Consider the following 18,418-nt stretch of genomic DNA (forward strand, 5'->3'; position numbering starts at 1 on the left):
CGAATGCTGACAAATTATAAAATTCCGCTGGATTCATTAATTATATTATTTATGATGTATAGTATAAATCTTAGTATATTTATGTATACAAGATGTTGGTTGTTAAGACTTTTGTTTTGTGGGAAATGTTGGTGATATATCTCAATGTTCATTTTTAATCACATCGAGTTGCATTATTTGCACTGTTGTTTAATACACCGTATTTTTATTTGTTATCGAGAGATATAAAATCCCCACTGAATAGTGGGGATAATCAATATCCTACTGACGTAAAATATTATCGATGGAGAAGGGCAACAGCCTTGGTTGTTTTCTCGAGGTTCTCGTCGACCTGCTCCGGGATCTTGCCTGCGATGGTGGCGTATAGGCTATCAATCATTGCCAACTTGACTAAACGCGCGGTCCCGTTTTTGCCCAGCAGTGGTTCGGGAGACGCTGGGGCATACAACGGATAGTCAGACAGCAGGGAAAGCTCGGCATGGTAGTTATTGGTGATTGAAATGATTTTGGCACCTGACTGCTTGGCTAAGCGAACAGCATCCATCAAGTCAACGGTTTGGCCTGAATGAGAGACAACCAGCACCACATCCTCGCTGCTCAGCACGCTGGCCGACATGAGCATCAAGTGCCTATCGCGCGGCACAGACGCACGCATACCAAACCGTAGTAGCTTATGTTGGAAGTCTTCACAGATAATGGTTGAGCCGCCAGCGGCATAGAGTTCAATGTTCTTGGCATTGACGATGGCATCTGCTGCTGCGCTGACCATTTTGGCGTCGACGAAATTGAGTATTTCAGTCAGGGCATTGATAGAATTTTGCAGTACTTTGGTAATGATTTGCTCGCAGGAGTCGTCCGGCTCTAGCTGTTCGCTTGGTAGGTAGGTCTCAGACTGGTGCTGGGCATTGAGGGCATCTTTCAATTGCTTGAAGCCACTGAACCCAAGCTTTTTCGATACCTTCACAATTAAGGCGGTAGAAACGCCCAACCGCTCGGCAACTTCTTTGATAGATGTAGACTTTTGTAAGAAGTGCGGCTTTAAAAAGTTTTCCGCGATCGACTGCTCGGTACGGGTGAGCGAGGGAAGGCGCATGCGAATATTTGGAATTACTTGGTTTAGATCCACGGACAGTATCATTCCTTTTGAAGCAATCGCATCATTATACATAGTGACCCTCGATTAGTCATGGAGGCTGCAGGGGCAGCCTCCTTTGGTTAGGCTGATAATTGCCAGTGAGTGGCTACAATCTCTTTATTGCTGGAGAGCGCAAAGCCAACATTTTTCTCTTTACCCAGCCCTAGACCGAAGAAGCGGGATGTCGACACGGCAACACCGCTGTTGATAAAAACTTCAATTGAAGAGTGATCACGCAGCAGGCGAAGTGAACTTACTGTTCCCTGCCAAGCGATAGATTCCCACTCGGCGGTCTTGAGGTTTTTACGCCAGGTGACGAGCCCGCTTTGACTGGACTCGATATAGAAATCGCTGGCGATTTCTAGCTTGATGTCCGCTTCCTTTAAGCTTTCGAGCATCAGCTCGGCTGATAGACCGATGAATTGCTGGTTGAGACCGGTAAAACCTTGCTTATTTTGGCGAAGGCCCTCCAGCTCTCTAACCGGGGTCTGGACAAGGGTATTGTCACGAAGAGTCAGCTCGCGGGCGCAGGTCATCTGGTGGATCCAACCCAGTTCGATAGTCGGCTGGTAAGGCTCGAATTCGTCCGGTTTGCCCATCCAGCCAAACAGTATGCGACGGCCTGATTCATCTTCGAAGGTCTGCGGGGCATAAAAATCGAAGCCGTGATCCATCAAAACACCGTTGTCATGCTCGAAGGTTGCTTTGTGGTGATTGAAGTCACCGATATGGTAAGTCACATCGAAGGTTTCGACTTTATTGCCACCTGTATCCTGCCAGTTTTTCGGGCAGGTGATCAGTACATGTCTGTCAGCCAGAGGGAACAGGTCGGGGCATTCGAGCATGAAGTCATCGGATTGCTGATTGCCTACGCCATCGCCAAAGATCTCACCGATCATCTCCCAAGCCTGGAGATCGTCAGAGCGGTAGGCCAATACCTTGCCACGGTAGTTGAGATCTTCGGCACCGAGCACCATGTAAAAGGCATCTTGGTATTGCCAGACTTTAGGATCACGAACATGGCCGCTATAGCCTTCAGGCAGGGTTAACACGATGCCTTGTTTCTCTACCTGTTTGCCTGCTTCGAGGGTCGCCCGGCATTGGTAAGCGGTTCTTCCGCCTTGTTCAAATTTGACATTGCCGGTGTAGAAAAGCTCTAGTTTTCCGTCAACTACCAGGCCTGATCCTGAATAGCAGCCATGGGTCTCGTACGGCTCGGTTGGCGCGAGGGCTAACGGTTGGTGTGACCAATTGATCAGATCTTTACTGGTGGCATGGCCCCAAGCTTTGGCACCGTGCTGGCAGGCTTTGGGGTTCCACTGGTAGAAAAGGTGGAACTCGTCGTTGAAATGGGCCAGTCCGTTGGGATCGTTGAGTAGACCAAACGGCGGAGAGAAATGCCAAGCCGGGCGGAATGGATCATTGTTGGACTGTGATGACATGTTCATGGCTATGGCGAGTACGTCATTGATGTATCGCTGATCTGCAGTAGCAGTAGCAGTCTTCATTGGATCTCCAAAGCCCCCCTGACAGGGGGCTTCATTAAATGTTATTTATCAAGCATCTTGTCTGAGTAACCGAACAGCCAAGTCAGGGTGAATGCGGTTGCGATAGCGATAGCATTGACGGCTAGGTAACCGAGCATTTGACCATTGAGGTAAAGTAAGGCGCCTGGGATAACCGTGATGGCCATACCGGTAGCCTTGAGGCCAAACATCACGGCGAAGAAGCCACCCACAGCACCGCCGACCAAGCCCATGATGAATGGTTTGAAGAAGCGAAGGTTGACACCGTATAGCGCAGGTTCGGTAATGCCCAGGAACGCTGATAGCGAAGAGGGCATAGCCAGAGCCTTGAGCTTCTTGTCTTTGCTTTTCAGGCCGACAGCCAAACATGCTGCACCTTGCGCGGCAATGGCTGCTGTAATGATGGCATTGAACTCATTGGCACCGGTATTGGTTAGCAATTGGATTTCAAGCAGGTTGAAGATGTGGTGAACACCTGTCATTACAACAATCTGCTGGAAGCCACCAATCAAGATCCCGCTCAGACCGAATGGCAGATCGAGCATAAACTGGGTAGCAGATAGGATTACCAGCTCCAGCCAGTGGAAGATGGGACCGATAACAAACAGCGATGCGGTGATCATGATCAGCAGGGTGAGGAAAGGAGTGACCACCAAGTCTAGTGCTTCCGGTACTATATTGCGGATCCGTCGCTCGAGTTTCGCCCCAATCATACCTGCAATGAAAGCCGGAATAACGGAGCCTTGGTAGCCGAGCACAGGGATGAAACCGAAGAACATCAGCGGATCAAGTTCACCGGAGGCAACTAACCAGGCATTAGGCAGCGCAGGAGAGACCAGCATCATACCCAGTACCAAACCAATCAGTGGTGTTCCTCCGAACACACGAGCAGCTGACCAGGCAATTAGGGCTGGCAGGAAGATAAAGGCAGTATCCGTCAGGATCTGCGTATACAGCACGAAATTCTGTGGAATGGTTTCTGGTGTTAACCCGAACAGACCCAGTATTTCCTCTTGCATCAGCAACCCGCGCAGACCCATAAACAGGCCGGTCGCTACAAGAGCAGGAATAATAGGAACGAACACATCGCCAAAGGTACGGATAGCACGTTGGAATGCAGTACCTTGTTTTTCAGCAGCTTTTCGTTGTTGGTCTTTATTCGCTACTGTTAATTTCAAACCCTCAATTGCTTCAAATACGCGATTGACGGTACCTGTACCAAAGATAATTTGATACTGGCCGCTATTGAAAAATGCGCCTTTTACTTTCTCAGTGTCTTCGATGCGCTTTTTATCAATCTTGTTTTCATCTGCCACCATAACGCGTAAGCGTGTGGCGCAGTGCGCTACAGAAACAATATTATCTGCCCCGCCGAGGGAGCCGACAATCTCTTCGGCAATCATTGAATATGACATCTTGTCTACCCTTCACAGTCATTGGTTAACTCCCTATTAAATTATCAGTCAAAAGCCGCTTTAACATCGATCTAAGTCACAGAAAAAATATTATCGTGAATTTTTTATGCTTGTGATTTTTTTTGTGTAATTTTAAGTTATTTAAATTCAATTGCTTAAGTTTGATTGTGGTGTTTGGTTGGGTTGTTGGTGTTTACGTTGGTGAATTATTTTGTAAACTACAGTCAGGTTTAGTTATCAGTGAGAGCAAAAATGAAAATCGCTATCGGTTGTGACCACGTAGGCATTGAACATAAAGATCTAGTAATCAGCCATTTAGAAAGCAAAGGCATTGAAGTTGAAGACTTTGGCGCATTTACAACTGAACGAACGGATTACCCGCAATATGGCTTGGCAGTGGCTGAAGCTGTAGTCGGTAAGCAGGCTGATTTGGGTATTTTGATTTGTGGGACGGGTGTTGGCATTTCACTGTCTGCGAACAAAGTACCGGGTATTCGGGCGGTGGTATGTAGCGACCCTTATACGGCGCAGCTCTCTAAAGAGCACAACAACACCAACATCTTGGCGTTTGGTTCACGTGTGATTGGCATTGAGCTGGCGAAGATGATCATTGATAACTGGCTGAATGCTGAATTTGAAGGTGGGCGTCACCAGAACCGCATTAACCAAATCGCCGAGATTGAGGAGAAGTACCATGGCTAAGTTTTGTCCTTCGATGATGTGTGTGGATTTTTCCAAGTTGGCTCAAGAGCTGAAAGAGTTGGAAAAAGCCAATGTTGATATGCTGCATATCGACGTGATGGATGGCCACTTTGTACCGAACTTTGCGCTGGGCCCTGAAGACATCAAAGCGATCCGCGAGCTGAGCGATATTGACTATGATGTTCACCTGATGCTTTCAAACCCGGATCAGTTTATCGATCTGTTTGCATCGCTTGGCCCTAAGCTGATGTATGTTCATGCTGAAGCGCCACCGCATCTGCATCGTACTCTGGGAAATATCCAGGCCAAAGGGATCCAGTCGGGTTTGGCAATAAACCCGGGCACGCCGTTGAGTGCGATTGAAGATGTGCTGGATGTGACTGACGTGGTGCTGGTGATGTCTGTAAACCCAGGGTTTGCTGGCCAGGCATTCATCCCAAACGCCTATAGCCGTATCGAACGTATTATTTCGATGATTGATGAGCAGGGTGTAAATACCAAAATCGCCATTGATGGTGCAATTAGCCCTGAAGTGATTGAAAAGCTCCAAGACAAGGTTGAATACTTTGTCCTGGGTACCGCAGGCCTTTTCGGCAAAGAAAAAAGCTACGCCGAGACCATGGACGATCTGCGTACATTAGGCCAGCAAAGCGTAGCGGCTTAATCTTACGTTCTCCTCGTTTCGATAGACCCGCTAGCCAATGACCTTCCAAAGTTATGGGCTAGCGGTTTTTTTGTATTAGCCGTTAGCAAAGTGCTGCAGAGGTATACGCTCAGCCAGTAGCTTGCTGTAGAGGCGGTGACCAATGATACCGCCTACCAAACCGGCAATTGCTGCGGCAGCGGTTGCCATTAGTAGGGTATGCGGTTCATTGAAGGCGATAGAGGCCAATAAGCCCGGTATTGGCGCGGCACTACCGGGGGCATCATTGATGATACCGAAGTAGGCGGCGATGACCCCGGCCAAGGCTCCACCAATAAAGTTGGACATAAAAATAGGAACCGGGTTTCTGGTTACAATATGAGCCTGGGTAAGGGGCTCCAGCATCACGCTGATGGTGTTGCTCGACTTGCCCAGTTTGAGCGAGTGGAAAATATAACCATTGGTGAATGAGCCGCCGACGCAGGCAATGGCCGCAATCCCCATCGGTAACCCCGTTAACCCCAGCATCGCAGTCAATGCCATCGAGCTCAGCGGTGACGTGCACACCATTTTGATAAGGCCACCGAGCAAGAAGCCCATGGCAATTGGCGAGAGCAAGGTTGCTTCGGTGATCATACTGGCCAGAGTGCCCATCAAGACCTCCAGTCCCGGACTGATAAAAATACCGACCAAGCGGGCTAACGGCGCGAGCGTGAGTACCCCCAAGATCACATCGACTCCCTCTGGCAAGTATCTTTTGAAAAGAGGGGCGGCAAAAGAGAATAGATAGCCGACGATGAACCCTTCGAGAATGCCGAGGTTAGCCATTGCCAGGCCGGTCACGATGGCATAAACCGGTTGTACACCCATGCGAAGCATGACCAGTGTTGCCGCGGCTATACCGCCCATTGCGCCAACCATATTGCCAAACTCAGCAAGATAGCCGATTCCAAGCAGGTTACCCATGACGTATTTATGAATAGCTTCAACCAGAAAAGTGGCGATAGCGGCATCGGCAAGCCCACTCATTGCGGCACTGCCGTTTGGAGCTTTGAAACTAAATAACGAAAAAAGGCACAGTGCGCCGAGCAGGGCGGCGACACCCATTAAGATTTCCATAATCATTCCTTGTCATTCCGTACTGTAATGGAGCGAGAAAAGCAGAAATCAAACGGGGCTCCCGGGTCGGGAATAGAAAGTAGCAGGTGGTGCTTGGGAGGAGGAAAAAAGATGCTGAACAGACTGTTAGCAGCAGTCCAGAATCAGGGATGGGTGCCTGATGGGGGGCGGAATCGAATAATATGCTTCATGAGCCGTCCTCTGTGGTCGCATTAACTTGTTAAAACAGTAGCATATAGAGCTGGATTATTTGGTGAGCTGTATCATGTTCCTCTGGTTAGCGCTGCTGTTCTGGAGGTTTTATCCGGCATCTGGCTATTTGGTGGTGGACAATCGTGAAGTTGCCTTTAGGCGCATAATTCAATGAAATATTTCTGGCATACACGTTACTGGTGTGGTACTTTTCAGCGCAATCTCAGGGTGACATTTCTGAGGCACACTGTACCAAGTGGTATTCGGGCTGATTGCCTCTTGGTACGCCGTAGGTACTAACCTGATTAGGGTTAGTAGAAGGGCATTAATAGCGCTGTCCTGTACCAGCAATACAGGCGCATATTGAAGGAACCCAACTGTGAATAATTTTACTCTTACTACTCTAATCAGCTTTGTCTTACCCAACTGCAGTATTATTACTGAGCCTTGATCTTTCTGATCACATTCACTGGTTTTTAACTTTCTGATCACATGCTGTCATTTTTTGACTGGCTTTGAGGCGAATTTGTCTTGGTAATCAGTTAGTTTTCGGTCACGCCGAGAGCGCAAGCTATCGGTAGTTTATAGTCAATGCATCTTTGCAAGATGCAGCTACACCGAACCTTGAAATTTTCTCCAGTTCACACCAATCTCACCGCCATCATTTGGGGGTGTTTGTAGTGCTGAACAAAAATTGTTTCTGAGTCTTGTATCAATGGAGAAGACGACAAGAGGTGTGGTGTTTAAATGGAAAAGAACATGAGTAATGTGTTTGACCTTGATGAGCTAAAACTCGCTTCAAATGTACCTGTTGTACATGATGTTTATGATTTAACACCTGATGAGTTGCTGCTTAGTCAAGAGCATTATGAATCCGAAGTGCGATCGTATCCACGTCGTTTACCTCTGGCTATTGCCAAGGCTTCTGGTGCGCTGGTCGAAGACAGCCGTGGCCAATTATTCCTGGACTGCCTAGCCGGTGCCGGTACGTTGGCAATGGGGTACAACCACCCTGAAATTAACCAGGCAATTGTTGATCAGTTGCAAGCGGGTCTGCCATACCAGACATTGGATATCACTACGCCAGTTAAAGACAAATTCATCAAGGAGCTAATGAACTTCTTGCCTGATGAGTTTGCCAAGAATGCGCGTATTCAGTTCTGTGGCCCATCTGGCGCTGATGCCGTCGAAGCGGCGATCAAGCTTGCCAAGCAAACCACAGGCCGCAACACCATGGCAGCTTTCCACGGTGCTTACCATGGTATGACAAACGGCACCATGGCTATGATGGGTAACCTCAATACCAAAGCCCGTCGTCAAGGCCTGATGGCTGATGTTCATTTCCTACCTTTCCCATATAGCCTACGCTGCCCGTTTGGTATGCACGGCGAGGAAGGTGCTAAGCAGAGCCTGCGTTACATCGAGCGTATGCTTAATGATGACGAGAGTGGCGTGCAGAAGCCGGCGGCAATCATTGTTGAGCCGGTTCAAGGTGAAGGTGGTGTGATCCCTGCGCCAGCATTCTGGCTGCGTGAGCTTCGCCGTATTACCCAAGAGCACGGCATCCTGCTGATCTTTGATGAGATCCAGTGCGGTATTGGTAAGACTGGTTCGAACTTTGCTTTTGAAGAATCAGGTATTACCCCTGACATTCTGTGCCTGTCCAAAGCGGTAGGCGGCGGTTTGCCAATGTCGGTACTTATCTTTGATAAGTCTATCGATACCTGGAGACCAGGCGAGCACACGGGGACGTTCCGTGGTAACCAGTTGGCGATGGCAACGGGTGCTAAGGCACTTGAAATTATCCGTCGTGATAACCTGGTTGAACATGCTAAGAAAGCGGGCCAATACCTGCGTGAAGGCCTGGAGCGAATTGCGCAGTACACTGACTGTATTGCCGAAGTTCGCGGCAAGGGTCTGATGCTGGGTATCGAGATCTGTAAACCAGATGGTTCTAAGAACAAATTCGGCGAGCCAGAAGCGGCGCCAGAACTGACTATCGCGATTCAGCGCGCGGCACTTGAGCGCGGCCTGATCATCGAGAAAGGCGGTCGCCAGGGCTCAGTGCTACGTTTCCTACCGCCGTTGATCATCTCGTATGAGCAGTTGGATTTTGCCCTTGATGCTTTGAGCAAAGCCATCATTGCAACAGCAGGTCCAGCCAAGGCGAAAGAGCCTGTGGCGAGTGAAGCGGCCGATTGGCGTAACCACTTCATCCATACCGGCAAAGGCGGTGCGGACAAGTTCGAAGCGGCGCTGAACCAAACGACGCAAGTACTGAAGGGGGTTTTTGAGAATACTGACACCCCATATTCAGGCATGGATCCTCAGCAGCTGAAGACCATGATCAACAACATTGATCTGGACAACCAGCAAATGCCATTGGATTTGGTGATCGAGCAAACCGGTGAGCTGATTGCCAAGAACTCTATCATGGTTCAGCATCCGCACTGCATCGCGCACCTGCATACACCGCCGTTGCTACCGGCTGTTGCGGCTGAAGCCTTTATTGCCGCCCTTAACCAGTCTATGGACTCCTGGGATCAGGCAAGTGCAGCAACTTTTGTTGAGCAGAAGGTCGTTGACTGGCTATGCGAGCTGTACCAGTTGGGCACCCAAGCTGACGGTGTGTTCACCAGTGGCGGTACTCAATCCAACCTAATGGGCTTGCTGCTGGCACGCGATTGGGCGGCTGACACGATTTCTGGTCATAACATCCAGAAACAGGGCCTACCTGACTATGCAGCTAAGCTTCGTATCCTGTGTTCGAAGAAATCGCATTTCACCGTACAGAAGTCCGCGTCGCTAATGGGGCTGGGTGAGAATGCCGTGGTGACGGTTGATACCAACCCTGACGGTACCATCAAGCTGGCTTCTCTGGTCAATACCATTGAAATGCTGAAAAACGACGGGCTACTGCCATTTGCCATGGTGGGTACTGCGGGTACGACTGACCACGGTGCGATTGACGACCTAAACGGCATGGCGGATGTTGCCCAGCAGCACAACCTATGGTTGCACGTTGATGGGGCTTACGGCGGTGCGCTGATTTTGAGCCGTCACAAGACGCGTCTGCACGGCATTGAGAAGGCCGACTCGGTAAGTGTCGACTTCCACAAGCTTTTCTATCAGCCAATCAGCTGCGGTGCAGTGCTGATTAAAGACAAAGAAAACTTCAAGTATCTACTTCACCATGCAGATTACCTGAACCGTGAAGATGATCTGCTACCAAACCTGGTTGACAAGTCGATTGCGACGACCAAGCGTTTCGACGCCTTGAAGGTGTTGATGACGATGCAGTGTGTCGGTCCTCAGGCATTGGGTGCTATGTATGATCACCTTTTGAACCAGGCCCAGCAGGTTGCAGATATGATTAACCAGTCGGCAGAATTTGAACTGTTGGCTGATCCGGCTCTATCAACTGTGTTGTTCCGCTACATCGGCAACAATGAAGAGTCGGCGCTAGATGGAATTAACAAACAACTACGCATTGATGCACTTGTTGAAGGCAAGGCGGTGCTGGGTGAAACCGTGGTGGATGGCAAAGTTGCCCTGAAATTCACGATTTTGAACCCATGTCTGACTATGTCTGACTTTGAATCATTACTAACAGAAATCAACCAGGTTGCAGCACAAGCTGAACGTAAACTTGGTTAAGTAACTGGTACGGCACAGTTGTTGAGTCAGCTGTGCCGGAACACTCACTCATTTAATTATGGAATAAAGAAGAAATGGCAATTCTACAGATTGGTGCTGGTGGTGTTGGCTGGGTAGTTGCACATAAAGCGGCTCAGAATAACGATGTTCTAGGTGATATTACTATCGCCTCTCGCACAGTTGGCAAGTGTGAGAAAATCATTGAGTCGATCAAGAAAAAGAACAACTTGAAAGACCCATCTAAGAAGCTAGAAGCACGTGCTGTGAATGCAGATGACGTTGACGCGCTAGTGGCACTAATCAAAGAAGTTCAGCCTGATCTTGTGATCAATGCTGGTCCTCCATGGGTAAACATGGCCATCATGGAAGCATGTTACCAGGCAAAAGTTTCTTACCTAGACACATCTGTAGCGGTAGATCTATGTTCTGAAGGCCAGCAAGTACCAGAAGCGTACGATTGGCAGTGGGGTTACCGCGAGAAGTTCGAACAAGCGGGCATCACCGGTATCCTAGGTGCTGGCTTCGATCCAGGCGTAGTATCTGTATTTGCAGCGTACGCGGTTAAGCACCTGTTCGACGAAATCGACACCATTGACGTAATGGACGTTAATGCGGGCGACCACGGCAAGAAGTTTGCCACCAACTTCGACCCAGAAACTAACATGCTGGAAATCCAGGGTGACTCTTTCTACTGGGAAAACGAAGAGTGGAAACAAGTACCGTGTCACTCACGTATGCTTGAGTTTGACTTCCCACTAGTGGGCACTCACAAAGTTTACTCAATGGCGCACGATGAAGTTCGCTCGATGAAAGAATTCATCCCAGCTAAGCGCATCGAATTCTGGATGGGCTTCGGTGACAAGTACCTGAACTACTTCAACTGTATGCGTGATATCGGTCTACTGAGCCCGGATCCGCTAACACTGCACGACGGCACTGTGGTTCAGCCACTACACGTACTGAAAGCACTACTGCCAGATCCAACCTCTCTAGCGCCGGGCTACACAGGTAAAACCTGTATCGGTACTTGGGTTCAGGGTAAGAAAGACGGCAAAGAGCGTTCTGTCTTCATCTACAACAATGCTGATCACGAAGTGGCCTACGAAGATGTTGAGCACCAAGCGATCTCTTACACCACTGGTGTACCGGCGATCACTGCAGCACTTCAGTACTTCCGTGGCAAGTGGGCAGACAAAGGCGTGTTCAACATGGAGCAGCTAGACCCAGATCCGTTCCTAGAAACCATGCCAGAAATCGGTCTAGATTGGCATGTTCAGGAGCTGGAAGTTGGTCAGCCTGACATCAAGATTCTGAAATAAGGCCCTGAGCTGGTTGTTTCTCTCCATGGCGGTGTCGGAAGTACTCATTTATGACTATAAACTCCGTGCTTCCTCCTAGCCCTGAAGAGAATCACCGGCGCTCAGAACCGTATTTGGAAAAGTAAGATTAGAAGGGAGCAGCTACTGCTCCCTTCTTAGTACGATTGATTAGGTTTGGATACATAGATTGGTTGTTGCTTGGGATATTTATTTGCTTTGTCCTGTCTGAACGCAGTGAGTTACTAAGCAGAGAAATATCTCAAGCAACTATCAGGCAGACAAACCTGAACGCGGAACAGAACAATGACATTTAAGAAAGAAGAATTGAAAACACCTTACTTCATGATCAATGAAGATAAGCTGATTGCCAACTTAGAAAAAGCCAAGCAGCTCAAAGAGCTTTCAGGTGTAAAACTGGTATTGGCCCTGAAGTGTTTCTCAACCTGGGGCGTGTTTGACATCATCAAGCCATACCTAGACGGCACAACCAGCAGCGGCCCGTTTGAAGTGAAGCTGGGCTACGAAACATTCGGCGGCGAAACGCACGCTTACAGCGTGGGTTACAGCGAAGATGACGTTCGTGAAGTGGCAGATATCTGCGACAAGATGATCTTCAACTCGCAAAGCCAGCTAGCGGCTTACCGCCATATCGTAGAAGGCAAAGCATCGCTGGGCCTGCGCCTGAACCCTGGGGTGAGCTACGCAGGCCAAGATCTGGCAAACCCAGCCCGTCAGTTCTCCCGCTTGGGTGTACAGGCTGACCATATCAAACCAGAAGTCTTTGACGATATTGATGGTGTGATGTTCCACATGAACTGTGAGAACAAAGACGTAGATGCGTTTATTGGCCTGTTGGACTCAATCTCAGAGCAGTTTGGCGAATACCTTAATAAGCTCGATTGGGTAAGCATGGGGGGCGGCGTATTCTTTACCTGGCCGGGCTATGATATCGAGAAGCTAGGACTTGCGCTAAAAGCATTCTCTGAGAAACACGGTGTGCAAATGTACCTTGAGCCGGGTGAAGCGATCATCACTAAAACCACTGACCTTGTGGTGACAGTGGTAGACATCGTTGAAAACGTGAAAAAGACCGCTATCGTTGATTCGGCCACCGAAGCTCACCGTTTGGATACCCTTATCTACGACGAGCCAGCCTCGGTGTTTGAAGCGTCTGACAACGGCGAGCACGAATACGTGATCGGTTCTTGTTCATGCCTGGCCGGCGATCAGTTCTGTGTCGCTAACTTTGACCAGCCGCTAGAGATTGGCCAGAAGCTTCACATCATGGATAGCGCGGGCTACACCATGGTGAAATTGAACTGGTTCAATGGTCTGAAGATGCCGTCTATCTACTGCGAGCGCAGCAACGGCGATATCCAAATGCTTAACGAGTTTGGCTACGACGACTTCAAGCGTTCGTTGTCGCAGTGGTCGGTATCGTGATATAGAAACGCCGTCCGGTTAGGCTGCGGAGAGGTTATAGGGGATCTAAGTCAGGCTTAGATCCCTTTTTTATTGATAACGGGTGGGAAATCCCCCCTTATGAAAAAGCGGTCAGCGCTAAGACGCTGATGTCCATATCACAATCAGTAGAATTATTGCTGACACACTTTTGCCCAATTTCTTGCTAGGGATGACAATTCGCTGATTTTAACTTGCTGAATAATTTTCAGCCTATTCGGGTAATAAAGGTTTTCTCGTCATCCACAAAAGCCACAAAGCCGCCGTGATAGATAAACACCCGACCACGACCCTCAACGAGGCAGGCAAGCTGTGGGTTCAAATCTTCTTCGTTATCCTTGCTTTGAAAAGTGCCAGTATCGGTGATTACGCCGCTGAGTGTAGGCAAATATCCATAAGTGCGCTTGGCTTGATCAATCAGGTTCAATTCGCTGGCGGTAGAGAAGCAAGAGGGGATCGCACCGGCTTCTTCGATAAATATAGTTTTCAGTTCTTCAAAAGCTGTAATCACCAGCCAGTCGATGCCGTTAACATGATGGATAAACATTAGAGTTTCTCGGTAATTCTGATGCGGAGATCTTATCACTATCAGGGTAGGGCGTAGTAGAGATTTAGTTGCTAAAGGCGGTAATTCTGTGCCATTTCCAGATATTTACTAGGCTAACTTGAAACACGTTTTTGCCCCTTTCTGCGATAACAAACTGGTTTCTTCCTGTCACCTGATAACTGAGTAGCAATATGTTCTCTAATGGCTCTCTGTGATGTTTTAACTCAGTGTAAATGAAAAGCTCTAATTGCTAGCACAAGCCGATAGTGTTCAAATACTTATTAAAAGAGAATGCGCCAAGCTCAGTGGGGGCTAAGCTAGGCGCACAAAGAGTGACGTTAGAAACGATAACCAAAATTTAACGTCATCGAATCTCGCGTTTCGCCTTTGTTATACATAAAGGTCAGATTGTAGTTTCTGTCAAATTGCTTATTAAACCCGACAACATAAGCCCATTTGTTCAAATCTACGCCTATGTCGTAATCGAACTCGATATCGCCGGCTTTAACGTGCCCATCCATGCGTGGTTCTAGGCCTTGGTATTCTGCCCCGACAAAGAGTTGTGCACGATAGTCAACCAACTGATAGCCAAGCATAGGTTGAATGGTGGCAATGGGTTCGCCCCAATCAGTGATTCCTTTCAGGCGTGTTTGTGAGACAGTGCCTGTCACCGATGCAAAAAACTCGCGATACCCAACGGAGAGTGTGGTGCCGATACCACGTAAATCGTATTCGAGGTGCAAGGGGATCTCAACATTGCCTGTGTGACACAAGCGACCATAAGTTTCACTATCACAGAACTTATCACCAAGTCCAGGGCGTCCGGGCAGGGCTGGTAATTGGTTAAGCTTATCACGGATGAACTCTCCCGCAGCGCCGGTGTACTCAGCATCTACTTTAGCATCGACGTTAATTTTGCCGATGTAGCCAAACACATTCCAAAAAGGAAGAATGTTGATATCACCACGAATGTTTAGACTCTCGGCTTTGACCGTCCCAATCGAACCCCCAGGATCAAACAGGTCATTCAGCCTGACACCATTGATGGTAAAGTCGTTAAAGGGAATGTTCATGTTTTGATTTCTATAGGCCACAGATACCCCATACGGTAGTGGCAGATCAATCCCTTTTCTTCGTACTATGTCTCCCATTAATGGAAAGGTGCGATCCAGTTTGACACTCACTTCACGAATGCGTGGGTCTGATACTTCGGTGAGTAGTGCTTGATGAATGATGTCCACGCCGCGCTCTTCACTATAAAGTGCTACAGGTTGAGCGACGGAACTGACATGAACAGGTTGGCTCTTCTTAGTGCCGTTAATGTCGATCGCTTTTTTGCTTAGGGGCAGTTTGCCACTACCGAGCGTCGCGAAAGTTATGGTTTGGCGATAGCTGGCGACACGGACACCATCATAATCAAAGGGTTTGGCATTGGTAATGGTCATCAGCTGAGGCACGCCATCTTTTACAGTGATATTGACACGCATGAAGCGAAAGTACGCGATGTCTTGCGGCAAACCATATTTAGAATAATTGAAGCTCACTACACTTGTGCCATCGGGCAAGTCTGTAGCTGTAACGCTGGTTGGGTCGTAGCTTTGTGCGTAGTCACGCAATCGATATTCTGTGCGAGTGTTGCGCTCAATTTCGCTGATCGCATCATCTTGCTCATCCAGTTCATTGGGGTTGTACTTGATACGTAAATCAATATTGCCTTTTTCATCGGTATTTTTGACCAGAAAAACACGAGATTTGCGCACTTGGTCGCCGATAGTGATTTGGCGCTCAACATGTTCAACTAAGTGCTCTCCAGCAGTTAGGGAGCTTAAACCCAATCGCGGCAAATCGTCGCTGATGCCATAGCGATTAAATACCTCTTGACCATGAGCCATGATTTCTGTAAGGGATTGAGTGTCAGTGATCTGTTGTTGTTCCGTACCTAGGCTGCCAAAGCTGATGAGTGAGCTGATAAGTGCAGTCAGTAAAATCGGTTTGTTTGCTAGTTTACGCATAGTCGTTTTGCTCCAAATCCATCGTTTTTCACCCCTAAGAAAATGCGATGGTTTGCTAATCACAGAACCGCCTTGTTCTATGTGGTTGTGTTTGCAGCCCTTTTTTTACTCAGTGGGCTTGGCAATGATTTTATCGTCGAACACTGCGCGCCAATAATCGGGTTTGGAGGATGAGATCCTCCCGTATAGGCGCCAGCGAAATGGACCTCACCTATTGGCCTAACAAAAAAAGCCTGCGTTTTCACGCAGGCTGATTTAAGGACAGTAGGACAGATTAAATGAGAGACTTATAGGTACACTTTGTAGTTAAACCATACGCGATTCTCATTGATGTCGACGGATTTACTGCTCGACTCCATGCTGCCAGAGGTGTTTTCAAACTTAACTTGGCCCCAACGTGTTTTATCCGCGCTCAGTGGTGTCGCTGCCATCAAGGTGGTTTTTACTGTGGTTGAGTCGATGTCACCGCTCAAGTAAGTCAACTCAGGGTATAACGCTAAGAAAGTTCCATCTTGGCCGGTTTTCCAGACCGCGTATGCCGCGCCCATTCCGCCAACCAGGCTATCGTCAGTCACGTTAAACGCATTCATTGATTGGTCCGAATAAGTACCGGTCAGTGCGCCGACACGCGCAAAAAAGGTTAATGAGTCAATTGGGGTACGGAAAATTGAAATGGCACCCAGTGCGGCCGTGGTTGCTGTATCATTGTCGATGACATCAAGCGAAACCGCGACACGGGGAGATATTGAGTTTCCAGTATTGAACACGTGGAAGTACTGGAAGCGGCTATCGCTATAATCGCCTTCGTTGTTCATCGTCCCTTCTACCGAGAACATCGACTCCATACCATTTTCGTATTGGTAGGAGATAGAGGCAGAGGCTTTAACATCCCCATCGTTGCTGGCACCGACATAAAAGGTTGAGTAGGCACGAGTCATATCTGACGCGTCAAGGGCTTCGCTGTTTGCATTGTCTGCAGCGTGAGCGCCTGCAACAAGAGTGCTACCGATAAGAGTGGTTAAAAGTGCTTTTTGGAAATGGTTCATAGTAAGTTTTCCACAAGTTGTATTGATAGGAATGTGGAGATTTTATGAGGGAATTTGAAAGCGAGTTAATCGCATATGATGGATCTAATCCTACAATGTGGGCTAAAAAAGCGTTTTTATGATGAGAGTTTCGTTGCTTTTTGCTTTGAGTAACGAACAAAAGCAGAGTGTTTAATGAAACAAAAACAGCCTCGGCGAAAACTAAGGCTGTTGAATTGACGACTTTTGACGTTCTGTGAGGTAGCGGAAACGGTAAATGATTATTTATTGAACGCGATTTTCGCCTCACAGGGCGTAAGAAGATCCGAAAAAAGTTTGGCAATCGCTAAGATGATCAACACATAGACCAACATCATCAGCGGCATTTCAATATTGTAATAAGGAGTGAGGTTTAACGCGCTTGAAGAGAGCACCAACAACAAGTTAACCCCAAGGACTCGAAAGATCCCCAATCGTGCGTTATCGAACACCTTCCAAATGGCGACAATATTAATGAAGTAAAAAGTGAGCAACTGCCACAGCTCAGTGAATGATGGCATGATCAGCGAATACTGTAATAAGTAGAACCCACCCAAGCCAACGGCGCCAAAGAACGCATCTCTTATTGCGCTGGTGGGTAAGGGAGGAAGATTGGTGGCAAAAATGCCGGCAATCATCGGGAACACGAAGCCGCCAGGTATCGGTAAATAGATCCAAGCGAATATACAGGCGAGAAACGTGCTGGTACCTTGTACCACCTTTTTCCAATCGTCACCAATATGCTGTTTCAGGCTGCGTTGCCTTAACGAAGGCTTGTGTTTAGAGTAACGTCGGGCCATTTCAAGTAGATCAGAGGGTAGAAGAGGCTCAATGGGAGGCATTTCCCACGTCGATTCTAAGTTACGCTCGATGTCTGCGAGATAGTTCGACAAATCACTGGGCTTATGGCTGAGGCTCTCAAGTATATGCACAATTACATCTATTTCTCGAAGTCTTTCCAACCATTTCGGCTGATAATACTGCAAGTCATAGCTGCCATGATTGGGGAGTTCGAGTAAGTGATGAAGTTGACTCGCACTGCGCTGAATACCTTCTATTGCCTCGTTATTCAGCCGGCCATGATGATAGTGGTTGAGCGCTTGCTGTAACTCGGTATGCAACTCCCAATAGCGATGACAAAACACAGTCTCAGTGCTAACAGGCCAAATCAGTCGGTATATTAAGGTAAATACGCCAATACCAAGTAAGGTTTCTTGTAACCGCAGGATGATGTACTCAAAGGTGTTTAGGCTGTCGAAGCCTCCCATACAACAGATGATGGTGCATACGGTATACCCTTGAACAAAGATATAGCCGCGCCTTTCATCGCTCGCCATAAACAAGCTGGCGGCGAGCAGCAAGGTATAGAAAACGACAAATAAAAAATGGTCTTGGGAGAAACAGGTGATTAAAAATAGCGCGTAACCGGCGCCCATCAAAGCGCCAAGCACTCTATTTTGCCCTTTTTGCAACGAGTGCGCGAACGTTTCGTTCAATGCGAGAACAGCGGCGGTAATACCGGCCCAGTAGGGTTTATCCCACTCAAACCAGATAGCAAGGCAGAGGGCGCTAACGATCGCCAACGCCGCTTTAATCGCTTCTTTTGTAGAGTGATTGAGCATCATG

The 18,418-nt window shown here is 48.1% G+C and carries 13 protein-coding genes; 5 read left to right on the forward strand and 8 right to left on the reverse strand.

Translation table 11 applies throughout. The features are described from left to right. Positions 1 to 277: 277 nt before the first annotated feature. From PTW35_RS06395 to PTW35_RS06405, 3 genes are all read right to left on the reverse strand, one after another. Positions 278 to 1,126, reverse strand: coding sequence for an SIS domain-containing protein (locus PTW35_RS06395; RefSeq protein ID WP_039468608.1), 849 nt, complete (start codon positions 1,124 to 1,126; stop codon positions 278 to 280). Positions 1,127 to 1,215: 89 nt separating this feature from the next. Beyond that, the gene (locus tag PTW35_RS06400) at positions 1,216 to 2,643 is read right to left on the reverse strand and encodes a sucrose-6-phosphate hydrolase (RefSeq protein ID WP_281026985.1); all 1,428 of its coding nucleotides are present in this window, start codon (positions 2,641 to 2,643) and stop codon (positions 1,216 to 1,218) included. Between the two features lie 41 nt (positions 2,644 to 2,684). Further along, positions 2,685 to 4,076 carry a sucrose-specific PTS transporter subunit IIBC gene (locus tag PTW35_RS06405; protein ID WP_281026986.1) on the reverse strand — a complete coding sequence of 464 codons (1,392 nt, stop codon included), beginning with the start codon at positions 4,074 to 4,076 and terminating at the stop codon, positions 2,685 to 2,687. A 252-nt stretch (positions 4,077 to 4,328) separates the two neighbouring features. Between PTW35_RS06405 and rpiB the strand changes: the two genes are divergently transcribed. Then, the gene (rpiB, locus tag PTW35_RS06410; RefSeq protein WP_281026987.1) at positions 4,329 to 4,778 is read left to right on the forward strand and encodes a ribose 5-phosphate isomerase B; all 450 of its coding nucleotides are present in this window, start codon (positions 4,329 to 4,331) and stop codon (positions 4,776 to 4,778) included. After that, positions 4,771 to 5,442 carry a ribulose-phosphate 3-epimerase gene (gene rpe, locus PTW35_RS06415; RefSeq protein ID WP_281026988.1) on the forward strand — a complete coding sequence of 224 codons (672 nt, stop codon included), beginning with the start codon at positions 4,771 to 4,773 and terminating at the stop codon, positions 5,440 to 5,442. The genes rpiB and rpe overlap by 8 nt, the downstream gene beginning before the upstream one ends. Before the next feature lie 75 nt (positions 5,443 to 5,517). Here the strand turns inward: rpe and PTW35_RS06420 are convergent, their stop codons facing one another. Beyond that, positions 5,518 to 6,540: a PTS sugar transporter subunit IIC gene (locus tag PTW35_RS06420; protein ID WP_281026989.1), complete on the reverse strand. Its 1,023-nt coding sequence runs from the start codon at positions 6,538 to 6,540 to the stop codon at positions 5,518 to 5,520. Positions 6,541 to 7,491: 951 nt separating this feature from the next. Here PTW35_RS06420 and PTW35_RS06425 point away from each other — a divergent pair. From PTW35_RS06425 to nspC, 3 genes are all read left to right on the forward strand, one after another. Further along, the gene (locus tag PTW35_RS06425) at positions 7,492 to 10,389 is read left to right on the forward strand and encodes a pyridoxal phosphate-dependent class III aminotransferase (protein ID WP_281027451.1); all 2,898 of its coding nucleotides are present in this window, start codon (positions 7,492 to 7,494) and stop codon (positions 10,387 to 10,389) included. 74 nt (positions 10,390 to 10,463) lie between these two features. Further along, positions 10,464 to 11,708 carry a carboxynorspermidine synthase gene (locus tag PTW35_RS06430; protein WP_044623002.1) on the forward strand — a complete coding sequence of 415 codons (1,245 nt, stop codon included), beginning with the start codon at positions 10,464 to 10,466 and terminating at the stop codon, positions 11,706 to 11,708. Positions 11,709 to 12,011: 303 nt separating this feature from the next. After that, positions 12,012 to 13,151 (forward strand): carboxynorspermidine decarboxylase, encoded by a 1,140-nt coding sequence (gene nspC / locus PTW35_RS06435; protein ID WP_281026990.1) that lies wholly within the window; start codon positions 12,012 to 12,014, stop codon positions 13,149 to 13,151. Between the two features lie 226 nt (positions 13,152 to 13,377). On the opposite strand, the gene PTW35_RS06440 is transcribed toward nspC, so the two are convergent. The 4 genes from PTW35_RS06440 to PTW35_RS06455 all read right to left on the reverse strand — a co-directional run bounded on the left by PTW35_RS06440 (position 13,378) and on the right by PTW35_RS06455 (position 18,414). Then, the gene (locus PTW35_RS06440) at positions 13,378 to 13,716 is read right to left on the reverse strand and encodes a cytosolic protein (RefSeq protein WP_281026991.1); all 339 of its coding nucleotides are present in this window, start codon (positions 13,714 to 13,716) and stop codon (positions 13,378 to 13,380) included. Positions 13,717 to 14,054: 338 nt separating this feature from the next. Continuing rightward, entirely contained in the window at positions 14,055 to 15,608 is a 1,554-nt protein-coding gene (locus PTW35_RS06445) for a hypothetical protein (RefSeq protein WP_281027452.1), read from the reverse strand. Between the two features lie 407 nt (positions 15,609 to 16,015). Further along, positions 16,016 to 16,774, reverse strand: coding sequence for a hypothetical protein (locus tag PTW35_RS06450; RefSeq protein ID WP_281026992.1), 759 nt, complete (start codon positions 16,772 to 16,774; stop codon positions 16,016 to 16,018). Between the two features lie 260 nt (positions 16,775 to 17,034). Continuing rightward, positions 17,035 to 18,414: an FUSC family protein gene (locus tag PTW35_RS06455; protein ID WP_281027453.1), complete on the reverse strand. Its 1,380-nt coding sequence runs from the start codon at positions 18,412 to 18,414 to the stop codon at positions 17,035 to 17,037. Positions 18,415 to 18,418 lie beyond the last annotated feature (4 nt).

It is taken from the genome of Photobacterium sp. DA100 (assembly GCF_029223585.1).
Classification (GTDB): Bacteria; Pseudomonadota; Gammaproteobacteria; order Enterobacterales; family Vibrionaceae; genus Photobacterium.